Source organism: Parazoarcus communis, from assembly GCF_003111665.1.
Classification (GTDB): Bacteria; Pseudomonadota; Gammaproteobacteria; order Burkholderiales; family Rhodocyclaceae; genus Parazoarcus; species Parazoarcus communis_B.
The window spans coordinates 308,563-328,730 of the sequence record NZ_CP022188.1; the positions used below are offsets into that span (position 1 = coordinate 308,563).

A 20,168-nucleotide genomic window follows, 5' to 3' on the forward strand; every position below is an offset into this window, starting at 1 on the left:
CCAGCCGGAGAGCGCCATGCAGGTCGTATCCATCATTTCAACGAAGGGCGGCGTCGGCAAGACCACGACGGCCGCCAACCTGGGCGGGCTCGCCGCGGACGCGGGCCTGCGCGTGCTGCTGCTCGATCTCGACGTGCAGCCCACCTTGTCCTCCTACTACGAACTGACCCAGCGCGCGCCGGGCGGCATCTATGAGCTGTTGGCCTTCAACGAGCGCGACCTTGGCCAGCTCGTGTCCCGCACGATCATCGCGGGCCTGGACCTGGTGCTGTCCAACGACCACCGGGGCGAGCTGAACACCTTATTGCTGCATGCGCCGGATGGCCGCCTGCGGCTGCGGCATCTGCTGCCAGCACTTGCTCCCCTCTACGACCTGGTGCTGATCGACACCCAGGGCGCGCGTTCCGTGCTGCTGGAGATGGCGGTGCTCGCCTCCGACCTTGCGCTGTCGCCCGTCACGCCGGAAATCCTCGCGGCCCGGGAGCTTCGACGCGGCACCATGCAGTTGCTCGAAGACATCGCGCCGTACCGGCACCTGGGCATCGAACCGCCGCCGCTGCACCTGCTCATCAACCGCGTCCACCCGGTGTCGGCGAACGCCCGACTGATCCAGCAGGCCCTGCGCGACCTGTTCCAAGACCATGCCGGCATCCGCGTGCTCGCCACCGACGTGCCAGCCATCGAAGCCTATCCGCGCGCCGCGACGCGCGGCCTGCCGGTGCATCGGGTCGAGCACCGCCAGCCGCCCGGCAGGGTCGCGCCGGCCTCGCTCGACACGATGCGCGCGCTCGCAAGCGAGCTGTTCCCGCAATGGCAGGACAGATTTGCCGCAATGTCCGGTCGCCCGCCACGTCCTCTTGATGCCGGGAGGTCCCATGGCGAACGCACATGAACTGGCCCGCGGCCACAAGCGGCTGCGCGCGCTGATCGAGTTCGCGGTCGGTGAAGGCTGGCACGTCAAGCGCACGCCGGGCGGGCACCTCAAGTTCACCAAGGCCGGCTGCGCGGCGATCTACACCAGTTCGACCGCGAGCGACCACCGGGCCGAATTGAACGCCCGTGCGCAGATCCGCCGCGCCGAGCGAGAGGCCCGCATGGCGCCGGCCGGCGGTCGTGGGGACTGCGAGGGGTGCGGCCATGGCTGACATGACCTCGCAGGACATGGCCGGCAAGCTGCTCGCGGCCGGCTTCGAGCGCAGCGGCCCAGCGGCTACGGCCTTGAGCGACCCGATCGCGGACACGCCCATGGTCGTGACGCTGGACCAGCTGCGGCCCTACGACCATGACCCGCGCATGAAGCGCAACCCCGCCTACGAGGAAATCAAGGCGTCCATCCGCGAGCGCGGCCTGGACGCGGCGCCAGCCATCACCCGCCGGCCCGGCGAGGACCACTACATCATCCGCAACGGCGGCAACACGCGGCTGGCGATCCTGCGCGAACTCTGGTCGGAGACCAAGGACGAACGCTTCTTCCGCATATCGTGCCTGTTTCGGCCATGGCCGGAGCGCGGTGAAATCGTCGCGCTGACCGGGCATCTTGCCGAGAACGAACTGCGCGGTGGCCTCACGTTCATCGAGCGCGCGCTCGGCGTCGAGAAAGCACGCGAGTTCTACGAGCAGGAGAGTAGCGCCGCCCTGAGCCAGTCGGAACTGGCCCGCCGCCTGGCGGCCGATGGGTTCCCCGTCCAGCGGTCGCACATCACCCGCATGGCCGACGCGGTGCGCTACCTGCTGCCCGCCATTCCCACTGTGCTCTATGGCGGCCTGGGGCGCCACCAGGTCGAGCGGCTGTCGGTCATGCGGACGGCCTGCAAGCGCACCTGGGAGCACTATGCCAAGGACCGCACGCTGCCGCTGGACTTCGACAGCTTCTTTCAGGAGGTGCTGGCGCAGTTCGACACGCAGGGCGACGAGTTCGCGCCGCAGCGCGTGCAGGACGAGCTGATCGGCCAGATGTCCGAGCTGCTGGGCATCGGCTACGACGTGTTGGCGCTGGACCTGACCGAATCGGAAAGCCGCCACCGGGCGCTGGTCAGTGACCCGACGCCACCTGCGGCGCCGCCGGCGTTGCCTTCGCCCACCGCCGGCACGCCGCCTCCCCCGGGCGTAGCATCGTCCATCGCCAAGCCTGCAGCGGCGGCCAGTCCTCCACCCGCCAGCCCTCCGGCGTCCGAGCCCACCTTGCGCGAGGATACGGCCCGAGAGACGACAACGGAAAGCCCCACGGCCGCACCAGGCGATCTGCTTCTCGAGCACATCGTCTCGCCGGCACCGACGACCGAACGGCTGCAGTCGATCCAGCGCATGGTTGCCGACCAGTTGGGCGATGCGCTGCCGCCCGACTTCTCGGCGAGCGTGCTGCAGTCCATCCCGGTGCAAGCCGGCGGGCTCTATCCGATCTCCGACGTCTGGTACATCGACGCCGGCCTGGACACGCCCGATCGGCTGCGCATCCACATCGCGCAGTTCGCGCGCGAGATCGCCGGGGAGGCAGCCCTGGACGAGTGCATCGAGGATCGCTCCGATGGCATCGGCTTCGTTTGCTGCGCGCCCGCCCATGCACCATCGCCGCTCGGCCGGGCGGTGCTGGCGCTGCTCATCACTCTGACGGGTCAGCCCACTGCTGAAGCGGGCGTGGATGGCGCGCAGCTCGCCGCCGACTTGCCAGCACTGCTGCACGGCCAGGGTCAACACCACGGCGACTGCACAAGGCGCTTGAGCGACACGGCGTTGGTCAAGCTATTTCGGCTGCTCCGCCTGGCCCGGCGTCTGCTGGACCTGGAAGCCGGCACCACGGCGCCCGGGACGTGAGCGAGGGAGGCCGCATGTCCACATCGCATCCGCTCAACCAGGCCGTGATTGCCCAGGCGCTGTATGACCTTCGCAACGGCCAACTGCGCCGCTGCAAGGCCATGGGCTTCGGCGAGGCCGAGCTGGATGCGCTCAAGCACCCCGCGCTGATCAGCGTGCTGGCCAACGCCAGCGTCTCGTGGTGCTCGGTCACGGTCAACCGCGAAGTGCTGCAGCGCCTGCTCAACCAGGCACAGGACGTGGAGAAGGAAATCGCCACGGTCGATCGCATGCTGCGGCTGGGGGCCAGCACGGAGATGGTCAGCCGCTTCTATGGCCTGACCCATCAGGAAGTCGCCCTGCGGCGGGAGATCCTCGGCCTGCCCAAGCGCAAGGGGCGCCACCCCGTCCTGGACGAGACCCAGGACACCGAACTTTGGCGGCAATGGAAAGCCGTGACCAGCAGCAGGAACGTCGATCTGGAGGATGAGACCTCGATTCTCGATGCGGCCATGGACCTGGCCGAGGGCATGTCACTGCCGCTCTCGGTGGTCTGGGCCGCGATCAGGAACTGGGTCGATCAGGGATTGGACTAGGCCATGGCCGTGGACGACACCGCCCCACGAGCCCCGCGTCAAGGCCCCATCGCACTCGCCGACCTGTTCGACGCTGCGCTGAAGGACCTCACGCCCAATCCAAATCCCCGCGCGCCAGCGCCCATGGCAGTGCCCACGCCTGCGGCGTCCGGCGACGCCTTCCTATTCAGTGGCAATCGGCACGAGAGCGTGCCGCGGCGGCTGTTCGTCGACCGCCGCCTGACACCGCTGGAGCGCAACGCCTGGCAGGTGTTCCGGCTGATGCTCAACGACGACGGCGTCACGACGTTCCCGACCTATGAGCAGTTGCGCCCATGGCTGGCGTCCATGCCCTGCGCGGGACAAGCCTCCCACGAGACCGTCGCGCGGGCGCTGACGCTGCTGCGCCTGACGCGCTGGCTGAGCCTCGTGCGACGACGGCGCGACCCCAAGACCGGCCGCATCCTCGGAAACCTCTACGTCCTGCACGACGAACCCCTGACACTGTTCGAGGCCATGCAGCTCGACGCCGACTACCTGGCCCTGGTCAGCCAGTCGCTGGGGCATTCCGCCAAGGCCGTCCAGGTGGTGGGACTCAACACCCTCCAGGAGATCGCGGACGACCCGATGTTGTCCGGACGCACCTTGCCGTCGCGGCTGCAAGTGCTCGCCGAGCGCCTGGCCGACCAGGGCATCACCGCCACCGCAAGTTATCCACAGGAGGATGCGATCCACGATTCCGAAGAAGGGCCCGCCAGCCTTCTTCGGAATGGCGAACGCCCTTCTTCGGAATCCGAAGCAGGGCCGAAACCCGCGCCAGACGGCGCTCTTCGGAATCCGAAGCAGGACCGTACAGTACGTAGTAGTCGTATTGATGAAGTACGTACTACCGCGCAGGCGCGCGCGCTGGGCGACCTGCAATGGCCCAAGCGTTTCGCGGAACTGAAGGCGGAACAGCAAGCCGGCGCCAGGATGGCGTTGCAGCAAGTGGACGCTGCCCTGCGGCAGGCTGTGCTGGACGAGTGGGCCGCACGGTGCGGCAAGCATGGCATCCGCAACCCCGCCGGGTACCTGTTCGGCATCATCCAGCGCGCCATGCGCGGCGAGTTCAATGCGTGGGCCAAGCAGACCAGCCCGGCAGCGCCAACACCATCGGCGGCGCGAGCGCCACCGCCCGAGCCGCCGCGCAACGTCGTGCCGCCCGCGGTGGCCCGGCAGCACATCGAGCGCCTGCGCGATCTGCTGCGCAAATCCTGAGCGCAGGGCCTGGCAAGGCCATGAAGCAGACCTCCTTGGCGGTCGGCAGAAACGGTCCCCAGGGGACGGCTGTGTGGTGAAACGCCGGACGACGGCGCGACATGCTGCGCAAAACCTGAGTAGAGCGCCTGCAAGACCATGAAGCAGACCTCCATGGCGCTCAACGGAACGGTCCACTGGGGACGGCTGCGCGGCGAAGGATCGTGTCGAACGGCAGCGCGACGTGCGGTGCAGTACGCATACCGTCAACGACCGAGGCACGGAGCGCCAACGTGAATGCTCCGGCCTCCAAGGGACCGTTGCGCGCTGCGCCGCCAGCGCGCATAGAACCGGGGGCCGGCTCATTTCGGTTTGTTGACTGACTGCCTTCCGCTGCATGCGGATGCTGGCGGCTCCCTGTCCAACTGCGAGCGCTCACCATGGCAACCAGCAACGAACCATTGCAACTCAACCTCGGCTCCCTGCGCAGCGCGATGTCGCTGACGCTGCACACGCATCACGCTTCCCGCATCTGGCACGGCCGCGCCGCCGCCGAAGGGCGACCCGGCATCGTCGGCCTGAACGGCTACATCGCGGTGATGAATAAGATGAAGCGCGGCTCGGAGCAGGACGACCCCTACAGCGACTGGTGGATGCTGCGCATCGAGGACAAGCTCGACCAGACCAGGACCACGCTGCAGACCTTGCGCAAACAAGTGGACCAGGCACTGGCGGGCGTGCCTGCGGCATTGAGCCTGGGCGAGAACCTCAACGTGCAGCCCGTCAAGCTGCCGCTGTTCGTCAATGCGCAGTTGGGCTTTGCCGCCGTCTATCTCCTGGCCGACTACGACGACATCGCGCGCAAGCTGATCCTCGCCCACCACACCGCGCTGATCGACCGCAGCACTTTGGAGCGCTGGCTCAACGAGGGCGCGCACGCGCTGCGCAGCCTGTTCTCGCTGGCCCAGCAGTACCGCTACTCGGGCTGCACCCGCGACGATTTCGCGGCGAAGAATGCCGCAGCGCGGGTCGCGCTGGAGAAGTTCGGCGAGTTGCCGCAGGACGTCCTCGAAGGCACGCGCCGCTCGACGTTTGCGCCACCCATGGTGCGCCGTGGTCTGCAACAGCGCGGTGAGAATCCTGCCGCAGCCGCTACCAGCGTCGATGGTGATGCGGCCGCTGCTGCCGACCCGTCCGAAGGCGCAGCCACTGCCGGCGAGGACGAATCCGCATGAGCGATCTGAACCAGCCGACCCGCTACTTCCGGGGCCTGCAACAGGGAGCCTTCATGCGCCTGGAACACGCGGCCTCTCTAAAAGGCCTTTTAAAGCCTTTTAAAGGTAAAGGGGACTTGGAGGCCTGGGCCAGCCAGTGCTTCGCCATGCGCGACGAGTTGATCGGCCTGGCGCAGCGACAAGTGCTGCAACAGGCCGGTGGGCATCCCTTCCATCTGCTGCCCGTGGAACTGGCCCAGCAGACCACTGGCGCGGGAACGACGTTCCTGCGCTGGCGCAGGAACGACCGCTCGGCCATGGGCGTGGCCCTGTGGCAGGAGCTGATGGCGAGCACCAGCACGCCGGTCAACCTGCTGGCCGACCTGCACGCGATCGAGCTGCAGCGCATCACGCTGAACATGCAGATCAGCCTGTTGCACACCCTGGGTAGGCAGGCCCAGGAGTGCGCCAGCAAGGCCGCCGAGGCGGAAGACGCCTACCTGCGCCGGCTCGCGTCCATACCCCCCGGAGTGCGCGATCGGTGATCGCGTCGGGCACCCCAGCACGCGCCCGACGCCGACATGGCACGGGTATTTCAACCACCAAGGAGATTGCACCATGAGCACGCATTTTTCGGGCGAAGGCAACATCGGCTCGCCCCCCGAGTACCGGGAGTTCCCCAACGGCAACGACGAACCGCGGCGCTTGTTGCGGCTGAACGTGTATTTCGACAACCCCGTTCCCACCAAGGGCGGTGACTTCGAGGACCGCGGCGGCTTCTGGGCGCCGGTGGAAATCTGGCACCGCGACGCCGCACACTGGAAGGACCTTTACCAGAAGGGCATGCGCGTGCTGGTCGTCGGCCGCATGGAGCGCGAACCCTGGACCGACAACGAGGATCAGCCGCGCGAGACCTGGCAGATCAACGCGCGCAGCGTCGGCATCCTGCCGTTCCGCATCGAGTCCGTCGTTCTGAGCCCCAAATCGCAGGAGACCGCACAGGACGCGCAGCCCAAGCCCCAGGCCGCCCAGGAACCGGCAGCGTCGAAGGAGCCCAAGCGCAGGAAGTGATCCGGCGTGGGGGCGGCCGCAGTACGTTGCCGCCCCCCATGTCCTCGCGAGCTATCCCCAGGGGATAGCTCCATCAGCGTCCACCGGCTTCCGCGCGCTCCCGAACATCGCGGCTCCCGGCTCGCACACCGCCGGCCGCACGCCATCCCGCCCAAGCCGTTCCATCGGCGTGAAAGCGGTCGCTGCCGCATGCAGCTTGTTTGCTGCTGCCCCAACAGGCGCTCGGCATCCTCGATCCCAGCAACTCCATGAACAACGGGAAGCGGATGGACGGACATGCGGCTGTTTCTGTGCGAGAAGCCCTCCCAGGGCAAAGACATCGGCCGGATTCTCGGCGCCACGCAGCGCGGTGAAGGCTGCCTCAACGCCTCCGGTGTCACGGTCACCTGGTGCATCGGCCATCTCGTCGAAGCGGCAGCACCCGAGGTCTATGACGCGGCGCTCAAGCGCTGGTCGCTGGAACAGCTGCCCATCATTCCCCAGCAGTGGCGGGTCGAGGTCAAGCCGAAGACCGCCACGCAATTCAAGGTCGTCAAAGCGCTTCTGGCGAAGGCGACCCAGCTTGTCATCGCCACTGACGCCGACCGCGAAGGCGAACTGATCGCACGCGAGATCATCGACCTGTGCGGCTACCGCGGTCCCATCGAACGCCTGTGGCTGTCGGCGCTCAACGATGCGTCCATCCGCACCGCGCTCGCCAAGCTGCGGCCCTCGGCCGAGACGCTGCCGATGTATTACTCGGCGCTGGCGCGCTCGCGCGCCGACTGGCTCGTGGGCATGAACCTCAGCCGGCTGTTCACCGTGCTCGGGCGGCAGGCCGGCTACGATGGCGTGCTGTCGGTCGGGCGTGTACAGACCCCGACGCTCAAACTCGTGGTGGACCGCGACCGAGAGATCGCGGCCTTCGTGTCCGTGCCGTACTGGGCCATCGACGTGTCGCTGTCCGCAGGCGGTCAGACGTTCACCGCGCAGTGGGTGGCACCCGATGCCAGCACCGACGACGCCGGCCGCTGCCTGCGGCAGCCCGTCGCACAGCAGGCCGCGCAGCAGATCCGCGCCGCGGGCAGTGCCCAGGTGGTGTCGGTCGAGACCGAGCGCGTGCGCGAAGGCCCGCCGCTGCTGTTCGACCTGGGCACCTTGCAGGAAGTCTGTTCCAAGCAGCTTGGGCTGGACGTGCAGGAAACCTTGGAGATCGCCCAGGCCCTGTACGAGACGCACAAGGCCACGACGTACCCGCGCTCGGATTCGGGCTACCTGCCCGAAAGCATGTTCGCCGAAGTGCCCACGGTCCTGGACAGCCTGCTCAAGACCGATCCCACGCTGGCCCAGATCATGGGCCAGCTCGACCGCACCCAGCGCTCGCGCGCCTGGAACGACGGCAAGGTGACGGCGCACCACGGCATCATCCCGACGCTCGAACCCGCGAATCTCTCCGCCATGAGCGAGAAGGAACGGGCGTTGTACCGGCTGATCCGGGCACATTACCTGGCCCAGTTCCTCCCGCACCACGAGTTCGACCGCACCGTGGCGGATCTCTCCTGCGGCCAGCAGAAGCTGGTGGCTACGGGCAAGCAGGTCGTCGCCCGCGGCTGGCGCCTGGTGCTGGCCGAGTCCGAACGTGAAGGCAGCGCCGATGAGGATGGCGACGCCCCCGTGCGCACCCAGGTGCTGCCTGCGCTGCGTGACGGGATGGCATGCCAGGTCGCCGGGGCCGACATCAAGGCCCTCAAGACGATGCCGCCCAAGCCCTATACCCAGGGCGAACTGGTCAAGGCGATGAAGGGCGTTGCGCGTTTCGTGACCGACCCGCGCCTGAAGCAGAAGCTCAAGGACACGACGGGCATCGGCACCGAGGCGACGCGGGCCAACATCATCAGCGGGCTGATCGCCCGCGGCTATATCGTGAAGAAGGGGCGCTCCATCCGCGCATCGGATGCGGCGTTCACGCTGATCGACGCCGTGCCCGCGGCGATTGCCGACCCCGGCACCACCGCCGTCTGGGAACAGGCGCTGGACATGATCGAGGGCGGACAACTCACCCTGGATGTGTTCATCGGCAAGCAGGCCGCCTGGATTTCGCAGTTGATCGCGCAATACGGCAGCACGTCCCTGTCCATCAAGGTTCCCCAAGGACCGGCTTGTCCGCAGTGCGGCGCACCCACGCGCCAGCGAACCGGCAAGAGCGGCCCGTTCTGGTCGTGCAGTCGCTACCCCGACTGCAAAGGCACGCTGCCGGTGGCAACCGGCACGTCCAGGCGTGGTGCCTCGCGTCCACGCCGTACCAGTGGCGGTGGCCGCAAAGGCGCCTGACCGCCCCCGTTCCCCGTGAGCCATGCCCGCCATCGGCGGCGTGGCCCGTGTCCCGCATGCCCTGCGGGACGCCCCAGCGCGCAACGCCTTCTTGCTCCGTGTGCGCGTCCCGTCCGGCCGGCCCCGGCCGCGGGACCTGAAGGTGGCTTCTCCGCGAACCGCACCCCGCGCGTTCTCCTCGTCTGCATTCCTTCCGCCGCTGCGAAGGGTCCCCCGATGGCTTGCCTGTGCGAGCCATCCGGAGACCCTTCGCGGTCAGCGGTATTCGGTGCCGGTGCCCGCCGGCGCAAAAACGGGCTCCCTTTGTGCGCGGATGTGCGCCAGACGATGCCGGCCCCAGCCACGACATGGGCCGGGTGTGATTGCTGGATGAGCAGACGGTTCTAGCGACGACCGGGCCTGCCAATCAGCCCACGGGTGGTTCTTCTTTCCTCCCGAGCCGAAGGCCCCTGGGGCCTTCGGCGCCTTTCTCCTGCCTTTCAACGCCCCGGCCAGGGCGATGGCCCTGCGCCACACGAACGGGAGACCCACATGACCGCCAACATTGCAATCCGCCTCACTACGCACCGCCGATGCACCGAACTGCAAGGCGATCGGCAATTCCATGGCCGTGCTGTGCGTCGCGTGGCTGGGGACGCCGGCTGGTGCAGTACCTGCACAAGACGGGATCGATCGCTTCGGATTGATGCAAGACGCGGCCGGCGGGTCGCGCGATCCTCCCTCCTGCATTGCCGACGCATCGGCAACAGCCAGCAGCCAGGGTGTCCAGACTGCCGTGGGTTCCGCCCACGCCACCCGCCAGTTCGCCCCGGCATCTCTCCGGCGAACGCTGCCCACCGGGCATCGATGCCACCTTCCTCCAACCCACGGGATGTATGCCGCGTCCCGTCAGGGGCGTGTCGTCAACCCGGTCGATATCAGGACTTCCCATGGACACCATCACCCGACAAGACCGCATCACCCTCAAGAACCTCAAGGTCGCGGATTTCGCGAGCGAGGAAACGCTGTGCTTCACCGCCACCGTCATGTTCGACGGCAGGCCCATCGCCGAAGCCCGCAACGACGGACACGGCGGCTCGACGTTCGTGCGCGCGTTGCAAGGCCAGGCCGCGCTGCTGGCCCAGGCCGAGGAATTCGCCAAGAGCCTGCCGCCGGCATCGCTCGACGTCGAACGCGAAGACGACGAGCCGCTTCTCATCGACATGACGCTCGACTTCCTAGTGGACCAATTGGCCGATGCCATGCACGCGGAGCGCAAGCTGCGCACCGCGTTCAACCGCGACATCGGCAACAAGGTGCTGTTCATCAAGGACGGCAGGCTGCTGTTCCTCAAGGGCATCAAGCTCAAGGCCATTGCCGACCGCGCAGCGTATTTCGCAAAGCTGCGCAGCCGACAGGACCAGCCCATCGTCATCCTGGCCGAGCTGCCAGCGGACGAGGCATTCGCCATCTGGAAGCAGCATGTCCTGGGCGACAAGCCCCGCTGATCCAGCCTCACCGCACCGTCATGACCGCCCCGCACTTGCTGCGGGGCTTTTCTTTGTCTCTGCGTACATCAATCGGGGCTGGACCAGATGCCGATTTCCAACTGACGTGGCGCGCCCCCCCCACGAAGCTGCCCGCATGCTCGCTGATTCGTCAGCACATGCCAGCAGCCAGGGTTTCAGGCTGCCGCGGGGTTCTCCCCGCGCAACCCACCAGTCCGCATCGCATCCATTGCGCGGACGCGCGTCGCCAAGACGCTGATGCTTTTTTTCAACCGCGTGCGGGAGCTGCCATCCCGTGAGGGACAGGGCCCCGCTTTTCCAAGGAGCCCATCCATGTCCCAGCAAGCCTCTTTCGGCCGATTCGGTCAATTGGCCTTGACCTACTGCGGCAAGTTCCTGCCGCTCGAAGTCCTGCACAGCGCCGCCGGCCACTACATCGGCACGCGCGATACCGAAGGTCCCGTTTCGCGGGAATCTCGTGAGTACTTCCGCAGCCATGCCGCGGCTCAACGTGCCCTCGAAAGAGGCGGCTGGTCCCAGCTCGCCGTTCCCTGATCCAACTGGAGGAATCACGTCATGAACCAGCTACTGCCGCAGGAAGTCGTCGATCAGATCGTTCGGGAAGAACGGCATTTCAGCGCCGCGCCCCAAGCCTTTTTCGAGGCATGGAAGCGTGGTGTCGAGATCGCCGGCCCGCAATGGTTTGGCGATGGCACCCGTGAAGGTCTGAACCAGGCCAAGAGCAAGTGGGATCTGCGCCCCGACATGCTGCGCCTCAACGACGCCCTCGGCGTCCTGAGCAGCGGGGAACGCATGTTCCTGTCCGCGATGGTCAGCTTCTACAACGCGCGCGAGGGCGGTGCCATGCTCAAGCGCTGCCACTTCAACGGGTTGTCGGACTTCGACGGCCTCGATCTGCCTCGTCGCCAGGTGATCGCCGACCTCCTGCTGAACTACAGCGGTTGGTGAGCCGGTCCCCGGCACACCTTCATCACTGCGTTCACGCGACCCCATGAGGGACATGCGCCTCGCCCGAGGCCATGTCCCTCGCGTTTCTCCCCGCCCAGTGCCATCCGGCATCAGGCGGTTCCCCTGCGGATGCCATCGTCCGCAAGGGCTGGCTCCGTTCATTCATCGAAAGGAGCCTTCATGGCCAACAATTACTACGAAGCCACCGGCGTTCTCGTGCTCGACCGTGTGACGCCCGTCATCCAGGCGCTGTTCGGCGCCTTCGCGCTGGACGAGAGCCATCCCGGCAACGGGCAGGCCTACATCGCCCAGATCGCCGAGACCACCAATCCGCAATGGCCGGACGTGCTCGATGGCCTGGAAGACCTGGCCACGCAACTCGGCATTCCGATGCCGGACGACGAAGGGCTTTCGATCCCGCCGCTGCTCGAACTGCTCGCCGTGCACTTCGGTGCCGATGAGGACGAAGAGCTGGGGAACTTGATCGAGCGTCATTCGTTCGAGGACACCGCCGATCTCGACGCATTGTTTCTGATCGCCACCCGATTCGATGACGGCCACCACCTGACCGCCATCCAGTTCGAGGGATGCTGGTATTGCAGCAAGCCGCGGCTGTTCGAGTTCGGCGGCAACGGCTGCTACCTGAGCCGCGAGGTCCGCGTCATCAGTTCCTCCTCGCAGGCCCTCCAGCTCGGCGACCAACTGCGCAAGGCCATTGTGGCCGCCGACATCGAAGAGGCCTCGGCCCTGATTGCGCTGGAGACCATCAATCTGCTGGCGGGCGTCAGCGACGAGCCATTCCGCATGAATTTGCGCCGACGCGTCGCCGAGCGATTGGCCCAAACGCCAACGATCAGCGTCACCTGACGCTGTTTCCTTTCTTTCCACCCACCGGGGTCAATTCCCGGTGGCGGGGATTGGCTCCATCATTATTCTGTTGGAGAAATCCCATGTCCCAGAATCCCAATCCCTTTCTACGCGGCTACTGGAATCTGAAAATCGTCCGCACGCTGTCCATCAGCCACGAGGACGGAAGCCCGCATGTCTGGCGAAACATCCACCAGAGCCAAGAACACCTCTCCGATGAGGAGCTGGTTTCAGCATCCTGCATCGTCACCAGCGATTTCGCCGTAGTCAGCAATGGCCCAGACTCCGTGAGTGCCGAGGTGCTGGCCGAACGCGATGCCGGTGAAGGCGCCTACGGCGTGGTGGGTGCCGTGGTGTACGCGATCCACGGCGACGACTTCGACGGCCTCCCCGTCCACATTGGCGACACTTATTCGGCCGAGGCCGCACGGGAAGTCGTGCAGCGGTTGAGCTTCGAGACCGGCTACTACAGCCGGTGCTGGGAAATCAGCAGCGCGCACATCAGCCACGAAACCGGCCAGTACCTGGCCAACCTGGCTGACCTCGCGACGCCGGAAGCCTTTTTGTTCATTGCGTTCCGGGTTCCCTACAGCCCGGCGATCGGCGTCAAGCTGATTTCCACGCCCTGGACGGGCCAGCACCTGCAGGACGTCGAGGAGATCTCCGCCGAGCAGCTTCGGCAGGAGCACTGCAGCAAGGGCATGCCGGACGACCTGGCACAGATCCTTGCACTGGCCGGCCAGGCCGATGTGCGCATCCTCATTCTCGATGCCGACGCACCCGTGTTGCCGGGCCTGCCGTTGGCCGGCGAATAACTGCCAGACACATCCCCAGCCTACCTTTTCCTCACCGCATGCCGGCCCGTCTCCCGCCAGGGAGCCGGGCCGGTTCACTTTCATAGGAGCGATCCCATGTTCCCCGATCTCATCTCGCCCGTATCGGACTTCGAGCACCAGCTTGGAGCCTGCTTCAATGCCATGAGCCAGGACGATGCCATCGGCCAGATCCTGGTAGTCGAGCGCATGAGCGGCATGCTGCACATGCGCCATATCGCCAGCGCCGACCTGATGGACACCGACGTGGACGACTACGAAATGGTCATCTTCGACGGTGGCAACACAAGCGGGGACACGTGGAAGCACGTGTTCTTTCCGCGTCAGCGCGAGCACTACTTCGTGTACCAAGCCTGACCCCTCCGGCCCCTTTCGAGGGGCTTTTTCTTGTACGCAGCACAGGAATGCGGGCATGTTGCGGTGCCGTTTCCTGCGGGCAGGCCGACCACCCCGGGGCCATGCTTACCCCATGTCCGTCGGCGCTGCCGACACATGCCCAGGCAGTCGAGACCTTCGAGGCTGCAAGCACGGGAAACCGTGCTGGTCGTTTCTTCCTACGGACCTACCGCGTCCATCCACGCCACCCACAAGGGACCTCTCCCTTGCGGGCGGGGAATCCCTTGTTATTTCTCAAGGAGTTTCCCCATGGACCGTTCCCTCATCAAATCCATGATGCCTTCGCTGGTCGCAGGCCATGTGCCCCGTAACGTGCGATCGTTCAAGTACCGCGTGTTCGATGATCAGCCGCTGTCCTCAACGCTGGGCTTTGCCATCGACCCCCAACCCTTCGACGGCAAGGTGGTCGCTGCGACCGACGATGCCATCGTCGTCAAGCTCAAGCCTTCCGAGTTCGCGGTGCTCGATCCCAGCCTGGTGACCACGGTTCCTGCCGAAGGCGCCAAGGTGCATGTCCAACCCTATGCCCGTCGTCGCTTCGACGGACTGCGCGCGGACACGCCGGAGGTCATCACCGAGAAGACTTCGGACGGCACGCCGTACACCATCACGAGGCACATCCTCGGCTCGGCGCCGGCCAAGCTGCCCATTCCCACGCCGCAGTGCATGGAGTTGGGCCAGCTCATCGAGCAGTTGGAAGAGATGCCGGCCCCCGATCGCTTCCGGCGCATCACCCACATGCTGGTGGATGCCGGTGCCCGCGACTTCACCTGGGTCGATCCCACGCCCTCCAAGATCATCGAGACCCCGCCGGCGATCAGCTTCACGGTCTCGACCGCGAAGTTCGAGGGCCGGGTGACGATCCTCTACGACCGCGGCGGAGACACCTACGTGGTGGAACTGCACCGTCAGAACGGTGAATCGGTCGAACTGGTCGATCGGCACGACGAGGTGTATTTCGACATGCTCGGCGAAGTGCTGGAGCGGCTCATCGACGACGGGCGCTGGCGCCAGATCGACGTGAGCATCCTCGACGCGAAGGCGGCCCGTAAGCGCCAAGCCGTCCCGGCATGACGCCCCTCGGCTGACCCGAGGCACCCGCCACGGCGTTCCAGCCATTCCGGCCGCGTGACCTACAGGCCCTTCATCCCATCGGGTGGAGGGCCTTTCTCTTTTTTTAACACAGGAGATTTCATCCATGTCACTGCGATTCAAAGGCGCCGACCTGCGCCCCGTGCTGACCGAAGCCATCGCCAATCAGTGCCGCATCGTCCTGGTCAAGGACCAGGGCGTGTACTTCCTCGCCGAGCGTGGGGAGCGTCGCCCGGATGGACGCCAGCAACTGCTCGCCTACGCCGTCGGCTGCAACCCGGACACCGACCCGTTCGATGACTGGTGGCACCTCGCCGGCCGCGAGCTGGGTGGCGACGATTTTGCGGAGTATTTCGACCCGAAGGACGGCCTGTTCACGCGCCTCCTGCACTCGGCGGACGATCTCGTGCTGTCCGCCACCGCCACGCACCTGTCCTTGGCCGTGGTGCCTCCCGCCTGAAGCGGCAACCGCCGCGCAGCCCTCGCAGCCCCCGCACCGGGGGCTTTCTTTTGTTCGCACCGCGGCCATCGCCGCGCATGCGCGTTCGTCTCCAGCCGCCAAGGCACGCCCCGCGGGCCACAGCGCCGGCATGCCACCGGAGACGACCGCATGAACACATCATCGACCTCGCCGAGGCTGCACCTGCTGCCGGTGTCGCTGCGCACGGCCAACGTCTTCGTGCTGGCACACCATCACCGTCCGGTCCAGGCTGCGAAGTTCGCCCTGGCCGTCACGCTGGTCGACAGCGACCTGATCCGCGGCGTGGCCATCGTCGGCCGGCCGGTCGCGCGGCACCTGGACGATGGCTGGACGCGGGAAGTCACACGGCTGTGCACCGACAGCACACCCAACGCCTGCAGCAAGCTATACGGCGCGGCCTGGCAGGCGGCAAAGTCGCTGGGCTACATCCGCCTGATCACCTACACCTTACCCGACGAAGGCGGCGCCAGCCCGCGCGCCGCCGGCTGGCGGCTGATTGGCGCGCGCGGCGGCGGCGCCTGGAGCCGTCCCAGCCGCCCCCTCGCCGATACCCCGAGCACCTGCGCCGCCCCAAATGCCTGTGGCAGGCGCCGGGCGGCGCGGACAAAGGGAAGCACCCGGATGCCGATTGATTGCTGCCGCGCGCGCGAGGCCCGGCCATGCTGACCCCATGCCTGCTGACGTTGTCAGCGACATGCCAGGCAACCATCGGTCTTCGAGGTTGCGGCGCAGTTCCCACTGCGTGACCGAGCCAGCTCGCACCGCATCCATCCGCGAGCGGCCACCAGCCTCTGGTGGCGGATGCTTTCGCCTTATCAACCCACCGCGGGGTTACGCACCTTCCCCGCATGCGTGGGCCGGTGTGTCTCCGCTTCATCCCAATGGAGATTCACCATGAACACCACGTCCAACGAGAAATCGTATTTCGACCTCCACACCTCGGGCATCGGCTACGTCCAGCGTGTCCGTGAAGTGCCCGTCCGGGGCGGCCGCCGTGCGCAGCCTTTCCTTGCTTGCACCATCGCCGCGCTGGTCGGCCCCGCCCGGGACCCCAGCTACCGCTACTTCGACGTCAAGGTCTCGGGTGCCGAGGCCAAGAAGCTCGTTCAGCGCTACATCGGCGTTGACGATCCCAAGCAGCGCCCGCTGGTGCGATTTCGCCTCGGTGACCTGTGGGGCGATGCGTACATCCGCGACAAGGGTGAGCAGAAGGGTCAGGCCGCCGCGTCCCTCAAGGCGCGACTGCTCAAGGCCGAACTGATCGACCGGGCCGAACTGGCTTCGATCGAGCAGCACGAGCTGATCACCCGCGGCATCGGCTATCTCAATCGTGTGAAGGACGTCACCCCAAAGGCTGGCGACTCGTTCCTCTCTTGCACCGTCGCAGCACTGGCCGGGCCTGTCGATGAACCGGAGTATCGGTACTTCGACACCATCGTCGCCACCCCGGAAGCCGAGCATCTGGTTCGCCGGTGCGTTCAGGCCATCGAGGGTGACCGCAAGGTGCTGATCGCCTTCCGTCTGAACGACATGAAGATCGATCCGTACATCCGCACCAAGGGCGAGCACGCCGGGGAACCGGCCGCAAGCCTGGAATCGACGCTGGTCCACATCGGTCTGATCAAGATCGACGGCACCCAGGTCTATCCGACGAGCCAGGCGCAACCCGAGGCGCCGCCGGCCGAAGACGCATCCGCGTCCGAAGCCGACGACGCCATCGACACGGCCACCGAGCCCGCCGAGCGCGAGCCCGAGGCGCAAGTCGAGGAGCAGGAGCCGGCATTGGCTGCTTCGTTCTGATACGGCATGGCCCCTCACGGGGCCTTGTCGCTTCTCTTCCCGCATCCGCCGCGTCCCCATGACGCGCGCTTGCGCATTTCATCCCCCGAGTTCCGCGTGGTCTCACCGCCGCGCGGTTACCGCATTTCTCAAAGGAGATCAGCCATGTCTCTGGCATCCCGTTTTGCTCCGCAATCCCCGATCCTGCGCTCCGATCGTCCACTCTCGGACGACCGCATTCGTGCCGTCGTTCCGTCGATCTTCGCCGACGCTCCGCATGGGAGCCGGTCCGATCGGTATGCCTACATACCGACCTCGACCGTGCTGACCAAGCTGCGCCAGGAGGGCTTCGAGCCCTTCATGGTGTGCCAGACACGCGTGCGCAACGAAGACCGGCGCGAGTACACGAAGCACCTCATCCGACTTCGCCATGCGAGCCAGATCAACGGCGACGAGGCGAACGAGATCATCCTGCTCAACAGCCACGACGGCACGAGCAGCTATCAGATGCTCGCCGGCATGTTCCGGTTCGTCTGCCACAACGGCCTGGTTTGCGGTGACACCACCGCCGACATCCGCGTTCCCCACAAGGGCGACGTGGCCAGCCAGGTGATCGAAGGTGCCTACGGAGTCCTCGAAGGCTTCGAGCGCGTGCAGAACGCGCGCGATGCGATGCGCACCATCACCCTCGATGAGGGCGAAGCGGAGGTCTTTGCAAACTCCGCGCTCGCACTCAAGTACGACGATCCAGCCAAGTCCACGCCTGTCACGGAGAGCCAACTGCTGGCACCCCGGCGATGGGACGACCGCAAGAACGACTTGTGGGCCGTCTTCAACCGCGTCCAGGAGAACCTCGTCAAAGGGGGCCTGAACGGACGCACGGCCAACGGCCGCAATCAGCGCACCCGTCCGGTGCAAGGCATCGACCAGAACCTGCGCCTGAACCGGGCGTTGTGGCTGCTGGCCGAAGGCATGCGCCAGCTCAAGGCGTGATGCCACGCGGACCTCGCCCACCTCGGGCGAGGCCATTTCCTCTCATCCACCGGGTGCCGTCGGCGGCCCGTCATTCATCATCAGGAGAACCATCATGGCAACCCCATCGGCTTCCGAGAAATCGGTTGCGCCCATCGTCGTCCCCGGCCAGCTCACGCTGCGTACCATCCGCGGCAAGAACGGCCCGTTCACGGTTGGCCGCCTCGCCACGCACCTCGGTACTTTCGAGGTCAAAGACCCGGAGCTGGAGCAGTACCCCGAAGGCAAGTACGACGGGGAATTCATCATCAGGTACATCTTCCCGAAGTCCTATCCGGTCGGCGGCGGCATGCGGTTCGAGATCCGTGCCAGCCTCGACGGCATGACGCTCAACGGCATCGACAAACTCAGCCGCGACGAAGCCCGCAGCTTCGCCACCCAGGACGTCGATCCGCTCGATGAAGAGCAAGGGGCGCAGCCTGCGACAACGCCGGCCAAGCCGACCAAAGCGTCCAGGCCCGCCAAGCCCGCACCCGTGCAGGCGTCCGCGGACCCGATGGTCGATACCACGCCCTTTGGCGTGGATGCGCCGCCACCTGCTGAGGCTGCTGCCCCCGGCAGCACCCAAGACGGTGACCCCGCGCTCTTCGGCCTGCTGTGGCCGCTGGGCGAGTCCGTGAAACTGGATTCGACCATCGACCGCCGCGCTTTGCGTGCACAGATCGCCCGCCTGGGCGAGCTGGGCTACGCGCTGGACTTCAAGACGCAGGAGTGGAGCCGCCAGGCCGAACTGCAACCTGCGTGATCGTAGACGCCGCATGCGCGGTGTTCTTCATCCACCCGCCGGGGTTCCTTCCCCATGCGGGGGAGGCCCTGGCCATCTTCTGGAGGTCTTCATCATGTCCACCATCGCTTGCGATATCCCCCGCTCCGCGCTGGATGAACCCGCGTGGCGGGCTCTCTGCGAGACGGCAGCCGCACAAGCCACCAAGGGTTGCGGACTGTCTCACGACTACTACGTCGAACGCTTCAGTTCGGCGATCGACGCGCAACTCGGTCGATTGCCGGAAGAACAGCGCGCACAGGCGCTGAAGATCGCACAGGAATGGGACTACGCAACACCGGCCGAACGGCAGGAAACCCAGGACTGGAATGCGGAGCATGGCTATTGCTCGCATGGGATCGAGTTCGGCTGCTGTCCGGCCGGTTGTGATCGCGACGATGACGACTGGGACTAAGGGTAAGGCATAGGTTTTCCTTCGCTGCACCTGCGGCATTCCATCACCCACTGGGGGTTCTTCCCCACGGGGAGGCCTCCAGCTCAACTTTTCGAGGAGGCCTCTCATGGGCTGGTATTTCTCTCCCCAATCGCGGTCTGAACTGATCGCGGAACTGATCGCACCACAGCAGACCGAGCGCGTCAGCGCGAAGGTTATCGCTCACGCATTGCGCGGCAACGTGCTGTGGTCAGTGGTCGAACTGACCGCCAAGGTCGAAGGTGTGCATCGTGATCTCGCGCCGGGCCAGTCCTTGCGCTACATCCGCTGCGATCTGCTGGAACGCAGCGGCAACCAGTGGGGCTACAAGCCGTTGGAAGAGTCCATGCACCCGTACTACTACTCGTGCCCGCTGTCCTATCTGGACCTCGCACCGGAGCAGTCCGCCGACTGGCGTGCAGGCGTTCGCGCCTACCACGCACGGCGGCGCACACCCACGGCTGTCACGGCTCCCGCCGCGACGCTGATGGCCTGAGCCAGGAGGAACCAACATGGACCCGATCCTGGCTGCGCTCTCACCCTCGCTGCTGGCACTCGTTGAAGGAAGTTTGTCCAACGACGAAGTGTCCTCCGACGAGGAGATGCTGGAGTACTTCATCAGCAACGGCCTCACCGAGGAACAGGCACGGCAGGCACTGACCTACCGCGATCAGTACCTCAACAACATCTACCTGGACGGCTTCACGCCGATCACGGCGGTGGACGAGGCGCTTCACTTCAACCCGCACACCCGGCAATTCGAGCCGGACTGAGCGTTTTTCTTCCACCCCCTGGGGCAGTACTTGCCCCAGCGGGCGGTGCTGTTCCCGTTAATCCGAG

The 20,168-nt window shown here is 66.2% G+C and carries 24 protein-coding genes; all 24 read left to right on the plus strand.

The window, feature by feature from the left end; translation table 11 throughout:
- Positions 1-16: 16 nt before the first annotated feature.
- The 24 genes from CEW87_RS01360 (at position 17) to CEW87_RS01475 (ending at position 20,101) form a co-directional block, all read left to right on the plus strand.
- On the plus strand, positions 17-892 hold the full coding sequence (locus CEW87_RS01360; RefSeq protein ID WP_003050424.1) for a ParA family protein: 876 nt from the start codon (positions 17-19) through the stop codon (positions 890-892).
- Positions 876-1,145, plus strand: a complete 270-nt coding sequence (locus CEW87_RS01365) for a hypothetical protein (protein WP_003050422.1) — start codon at positions 876-878, stop codon at positions 1,143-1,145. The genes CEW87_RS01360 and CEW87_RS01365 overlap by 17 nt, the downstream gene beginning before the upstream one ends.
- Positions 1,138-2,811, plus strand: coding sequence for a ParB family protein (locus CEW87_RS01370; RefSeq protein WP_003050404.1), 1,674 nt, complete (start codon positions 1,138-1,140; stop codon positions 2,809-2,811). The genes CEW87_RS01365 and CEW87_RS01370 overlap by 8 nt, the downstream gene beginning before the upstream one ends.
- A 14-nt stretch (positions 2,812-2,825) precedes the next feature.
- On the plus strand, positions 2,826-3,386 hold the full coding sequence (locus CEW87_RS01375) for a DUF2857 domain-containing protein (RefSeq protein ID WP_003050401.1): 561 nt from the start codon (positions 2,826-2,828) through the stop codon (positions 3,384-3,386).
- Between the two features lie 3 nt (positions 3,387-3,389).
- Complete coding sequence (locus tag CEW87_RS01380; RefSeq protein WP_003050398.1) at positions 3,390-4,622, plus strand: STY4528 family pathogenicity island replication protein; 1,233 nt, start codon at positions 3,390-3,392, stop codon at positions 4,620-4,622.
- Positions 4,623-5,041: 419 nt separating this feature from the next.
- On the plus strand, positions 5,042-5,836 hold the full coding sequence (locus tag CEW87_RS01385; protein ID WP_003050396.1) for a PFL_4669 family integrating conjugative element protein: 795 nt from the start codon (positions 5,042-5,044) through the stop codon (positions 5,834-5,836).
- Positions 5,833-6,360, plus strand: coding sequence for a DUF3158 family protein (locus CEW87_RS01390; RefSeq protein ID WP_003050393.1), 528 nt, complete (start codon positions 5,833-5,835; stop codon positions 6,358-6,360). The genes CEW87_RS01385 and CEW87_RS01390 overlap by 4 nt, the downstream gene beginning before the upstream one ends.
- A 73-nt stretch (positions 6,361-6,433) precedes the next feature.
- Positions 6,434-6,886, plus strand: coding sequence for a single-stranded DNA-binding protein (locus tag CEW87_RS01395; protein WP_003050391.1), 453 nt, complete (start codon positions 6,434-6,436; stop codon positions 6,884-6,886).
- 276 nt (positions 6,887-7,162) lie between these two features.
- On the plus strand, positions 7,163-9,196 hold the full coding sequence (locus CEW87_RS01400; protein ID WP_003050384.1) for a DNA topoisomerase III: 2,034 nt from the start codon (positions 7,163-7,165) through the stop codon (positions 9,194-9,196).
- Positions 9,197-10,125: 929 nt separating this feature from the next.
- Complete coding sequence (locus CEW87_RS01405) at positions 10,126-10,683, plus strand: hypothetical protein (protein ID WP_003050381.1); 558 nt, start codon at positions 10,126-10,128, stop codon at positions 10,681-10,683.
- A 333-nt stretch (positions 10,684-11,016) separates the two neighbouring features.
- Complete coding sequence (locus CEW87_RS01410) at positions 11,017-11,238, plus strand: hypothetical protein (protein WP_003050378.1); 222 nt, start codon at positions 11,017-11,019, stop codon at positions 11,236-11,238.
- A gap of 21 nt (positions 11,239-11,259) precedes the next feature.
- A complete protein-coding gene (locus CEW87_RS01415; protein ID WP_003050375.1) occupies positions 11,260-11,652 on the plus strand; it encodes a hypothetical protein in 393 nt (130 codons plus the stop codon).
- 180 nt (positions 11,653-11,832) lie between these two features.
- Positions 11,833-12,519, plus strand: a complete 687-nt coding sequence (locus CEW87_RS01420; RefSeq protein WP_003050366.1) for a hypothetical protein — start codon at positions 11,833-11,835, stop codon at positions 12,517-12,519.
- A gap of 83 nt (positions 12,520-12,602) precedes the next feature.
- Positions 12,603-13,334, plus strand: coding sequence for a hypothetical protein (locus tag CEW87_RS01425; protein ID WP_003050363.1), 732 nt, complete (start codon positions 12,603-12,605; stop codon positions 13,332-13,334).
- Positions 13,335-13,430: 96 nt separating this feature from the next.
- Positions 13,431-13,709: a hypothetical protein gene (locus CEW87_RS01430; protein ID WP_003050361.1), complete on the plus strand. Its 279-nt coding sequence runs from the start codon at positions 13,431-13,433 to the stop codon at positions 13,707-13,709.
- A 288-nt stretch (positions 13,710-13,997) separates the two neighbouring features.
- On the plus strand, positions 13,998-14,822 hold the full coding sequence (locus CEW87_RS01435; RefSeq protein ID WP_003050359.1) for a hypothetical protein: 825 nt from the start codon (positions 13,998-14,000) through the stop codon (positions 14,820-14,822).
- Positions 14,823-14,946: 124 nt separating this feature from the next.
- Positions 14,947-15,300, plus strand: coding sequence for a DUF3085 domain-containing protein (locus CEW87_RS01440; protein ID WP_003050357.1), 354 nt, complete (start codon positions 14,947-14,949; stop codon positions 15,298-15,300).
- A 150-nt stretch (positions 15,301-15,450) separates the two neighbouring features.
- Positions 15,451-15,987: an XF1762 family protein gene (locus tag CEW87_RS22650; RefSeq protein ID WP_003050355.1), complete on the plus strand. Its 537-nt coding sequence runs from the start codon at positions 15,451-15,453 to the stop codon at positions 15,985-15,987.
- A gap of 228 nt (positions 15,988-16,215) precedes the next feature.
- Positions 16,216-17,121, plus strand: a complete 906-nt coding sequence (locus CEW87_RS01450; protein WP_003050351.1) for a DUF3577 domain-containing protein — start codon at positions 16,216-16,218, stop codon at positions 17,119-17,121.
- 144 nt (positions 17,122-17,265) lie between these two features.
- Complete coding sequence (locus CEW87_RS01455) at positions 17,266-18,093, plus strand: DUF932 domain-containing protein (RefSeq protein WP_003050347.1); 828 nt, start codon at positions 17,266-17,268, stop codon at positions 18,091-18,093.
- A 94-nt stretch (positions 18,094-18,187) separates the two neighbouring features.
- The gene (locus CEW87_RS01460; protein WP_003050344.1) at positions 18,188-18,877 is read left to right on the plus strand and encodes a DUF3275 family protein; all 690 of its coding nucleotides are present in this window, start codon (positions 18,188-18,190) and stop codon (positions 18,875-18,877) included.
- A 94-nt stretch (positions 18,878-18,971) separates the two neighbouring features.
- Positions 18,972-19,310 (plus strand): hypothetical protein, encoded by a 339-nt coding sequence (locus CEW87_RS01465; protein ID WP_003050341.1) that lies wholly within the window; start codon positions 18,972-18,974, stop codon positions 19,308-19,310.
- A gap of 106 nt (positions 19,311-19,416) precedes the next feature.
- Positions 19,417-19,824, plus strand: a complete 408-nt coding sequence (locus CEW87_RS01470; protein ID WP_003050329.1) for a hypothetical protein — start codon at positions 19,417-19,419, stop codon at positions 19,822-19,824.
- A gap of 16 nt (positions 19,825-19,840) precedes the next feature.
- Complete coding sequence (locus CEW87_RS01475; protein ID WP_003050326.1) at positions 19,841-20,101, plus strand: hypothetical protein; 261 nt, start codon at positions 19,841-19,843, stop codon at positions 20,099-20,101.
- The last annotated feature ends 67 nt before the right edge of the window (positions 20,102-20,168 follow it).

Coding starts and splice junctions, on each gene's coding strand:
- CEW87_RS01410 (WP_003050378.1), top strand. CDS start 11,017: ATGTCCCAGCAAGCCTCTTTCGGCCGATTCGGTCAATTGGCCTTGACC.
- CEW87_RS01415 (WP_003050375.1), top strand. CDS start 11,260: ATGAACCAGCTACTGCCGCAGGAAGTCGTCGATCAGATCGTTCGGGAA.
- CEW87_RS01440 (WP_003050357.1), top strand. CDS start 14,947: ATGTCACTGCGATTCAAAGGCGCCGACCTGCGCCCCGTGCTGACCGAA.
- CEW87_RS01465 (WP_003050341.1), top strand. CDS start 18,972: ATGTCCACCATCGCTTGCGATATCCCCCGCTCCGCGCTGGATGAACCC.
- CEW87_RS01455 (WP_003050347.1), top strand. CDS start 17,266: ATGTCTCTGGCATCCCGTTTTGCTCCGCAATCCCCGATCCTGCGCTCC.
- CEW87_RS01420 (WP_003050366.1), top strand. CDS start 11,833: ATGGCCAACAATTACTACGAAGCCACCGGCGTTCTCGTGCTCGACCGT.
- CEW87_RS01405 (WP_003050381.1), top strand. CDS start 10,126: ATGGACACCATCACCCGACAAGACCGCATCACCCTCAAGAACCTCAAG.
- CEW87_RS22650 (WP_003050355.1), top strand. CDS start 15,451: ATGAACACATCATCGACCTCGCCGAGGCTGCACCTGCTGCCGGTGTCG.
- CEW87_RS01370 (WP_003050404.1), top strand. CDS start 1,138: ATGGCTGACATGACCTCGCAGGACATGGCCGGCAAGCTGCTCGCGGCC.
- CEW87_RS01395 (WP_003050391.1), top strand. CDS start 6,434: ATGAGCACGCATTTTTCGGGCGAAGGCAACATCGGCTCGCCCCCCGAG.
- CEW87_RS01425 (WP_003050363.1), top strand. CDS start 12,603: ATGTCCCAGAATCCCAATCCCTTTCTACGCGGCTACTGGAATCTGAAA.
- CEW87_RS01360 (WP_003050424.1), top strand. CDS start 17: ATGCAGGTCGTATCCATCATTTCAACGAAGGGCGGCGTCGGCAAGACC.
- CEW87_RS01375 (WP_003050401.1), top strand. CDS start 2,826: ATGTCCACATCGCATCCGCTCAACCAGGCCGTGATTGCCCAGGCGCTG.
- CEW87_RS01435 (WP_003050359.1), top strand. CDS start 13,998: ATGGACCGTTCCCTCATCAAATCCATGATGCCTTCGCTGGTCGCAGGC.
- CEW87_RS01475 (WP_003050326.1), top strand. CDS start 19,841: ATGGACCCGATCCTGGCTGCGCTCTCACCCTCGCTGCTGGCACTCGTT.
- CEW87_RS01380 (WP_003050398.1), top strand. CDS start 3,390: ATGGCCGTGGACGACACCGCCCCACGAGCCCCGCGTCAAGGCCCCATC.
- CEW87_RS01400 (WP_003050384.1), top strand. CDS start 7,163: ATGCGGCTGTTTCTGTGCGAGAAGCCCTCCCAGGGCAAAGACATCGGC.
- CEW87_RS01390 (WP_003050393.1), top strand. CDS start 5,833: ATGAGCGATCTGAACCAGCCGACCCGCTACTTCCGGGGCCTGCAACAG.
- CEW87_RS01460 (WP_003050344.1), top strand. CDS start 18,188: ATGGCAACCCCATCGGCTTCCGAGAAATCGGTTGCGCCCATCGTCGTC.
- CEW87_RS01365 (WP_003050422.1), top strand. CDS start 876: ATGGCGAACGCACATGAACTGGCCCGCGGCCACAAGCGGCTGCGCGCG.
- CEW87_RS01430 (WP_003050361.1), top strand. CDS start 13,431: ATGTTCCCCGATCTCATCTCGCCCGTATCGGACTTCGAGCACCAGCTT.
- CEW87_RS01385 (WP_003050396.1), top strand. CDS start 5,042: ATGGCAACCAGCAACGAACCATTGCAACTCAACCTCGGCTCCCTGCGC.
- CEW87_RS01450 (WP_003050351.1), top strand. CDS start 16,216: ATGAACACCACGTCCAACGAGAAATCGTATTTCGACCTCCACACCTCG.
- CEW87_RS01470 (WP_003050329.1), top strand. CDS start 19,417: ATGGGCTGGTATTTCTCTCCCCAATCGCGGTCTGAACTGATCGCGGAA.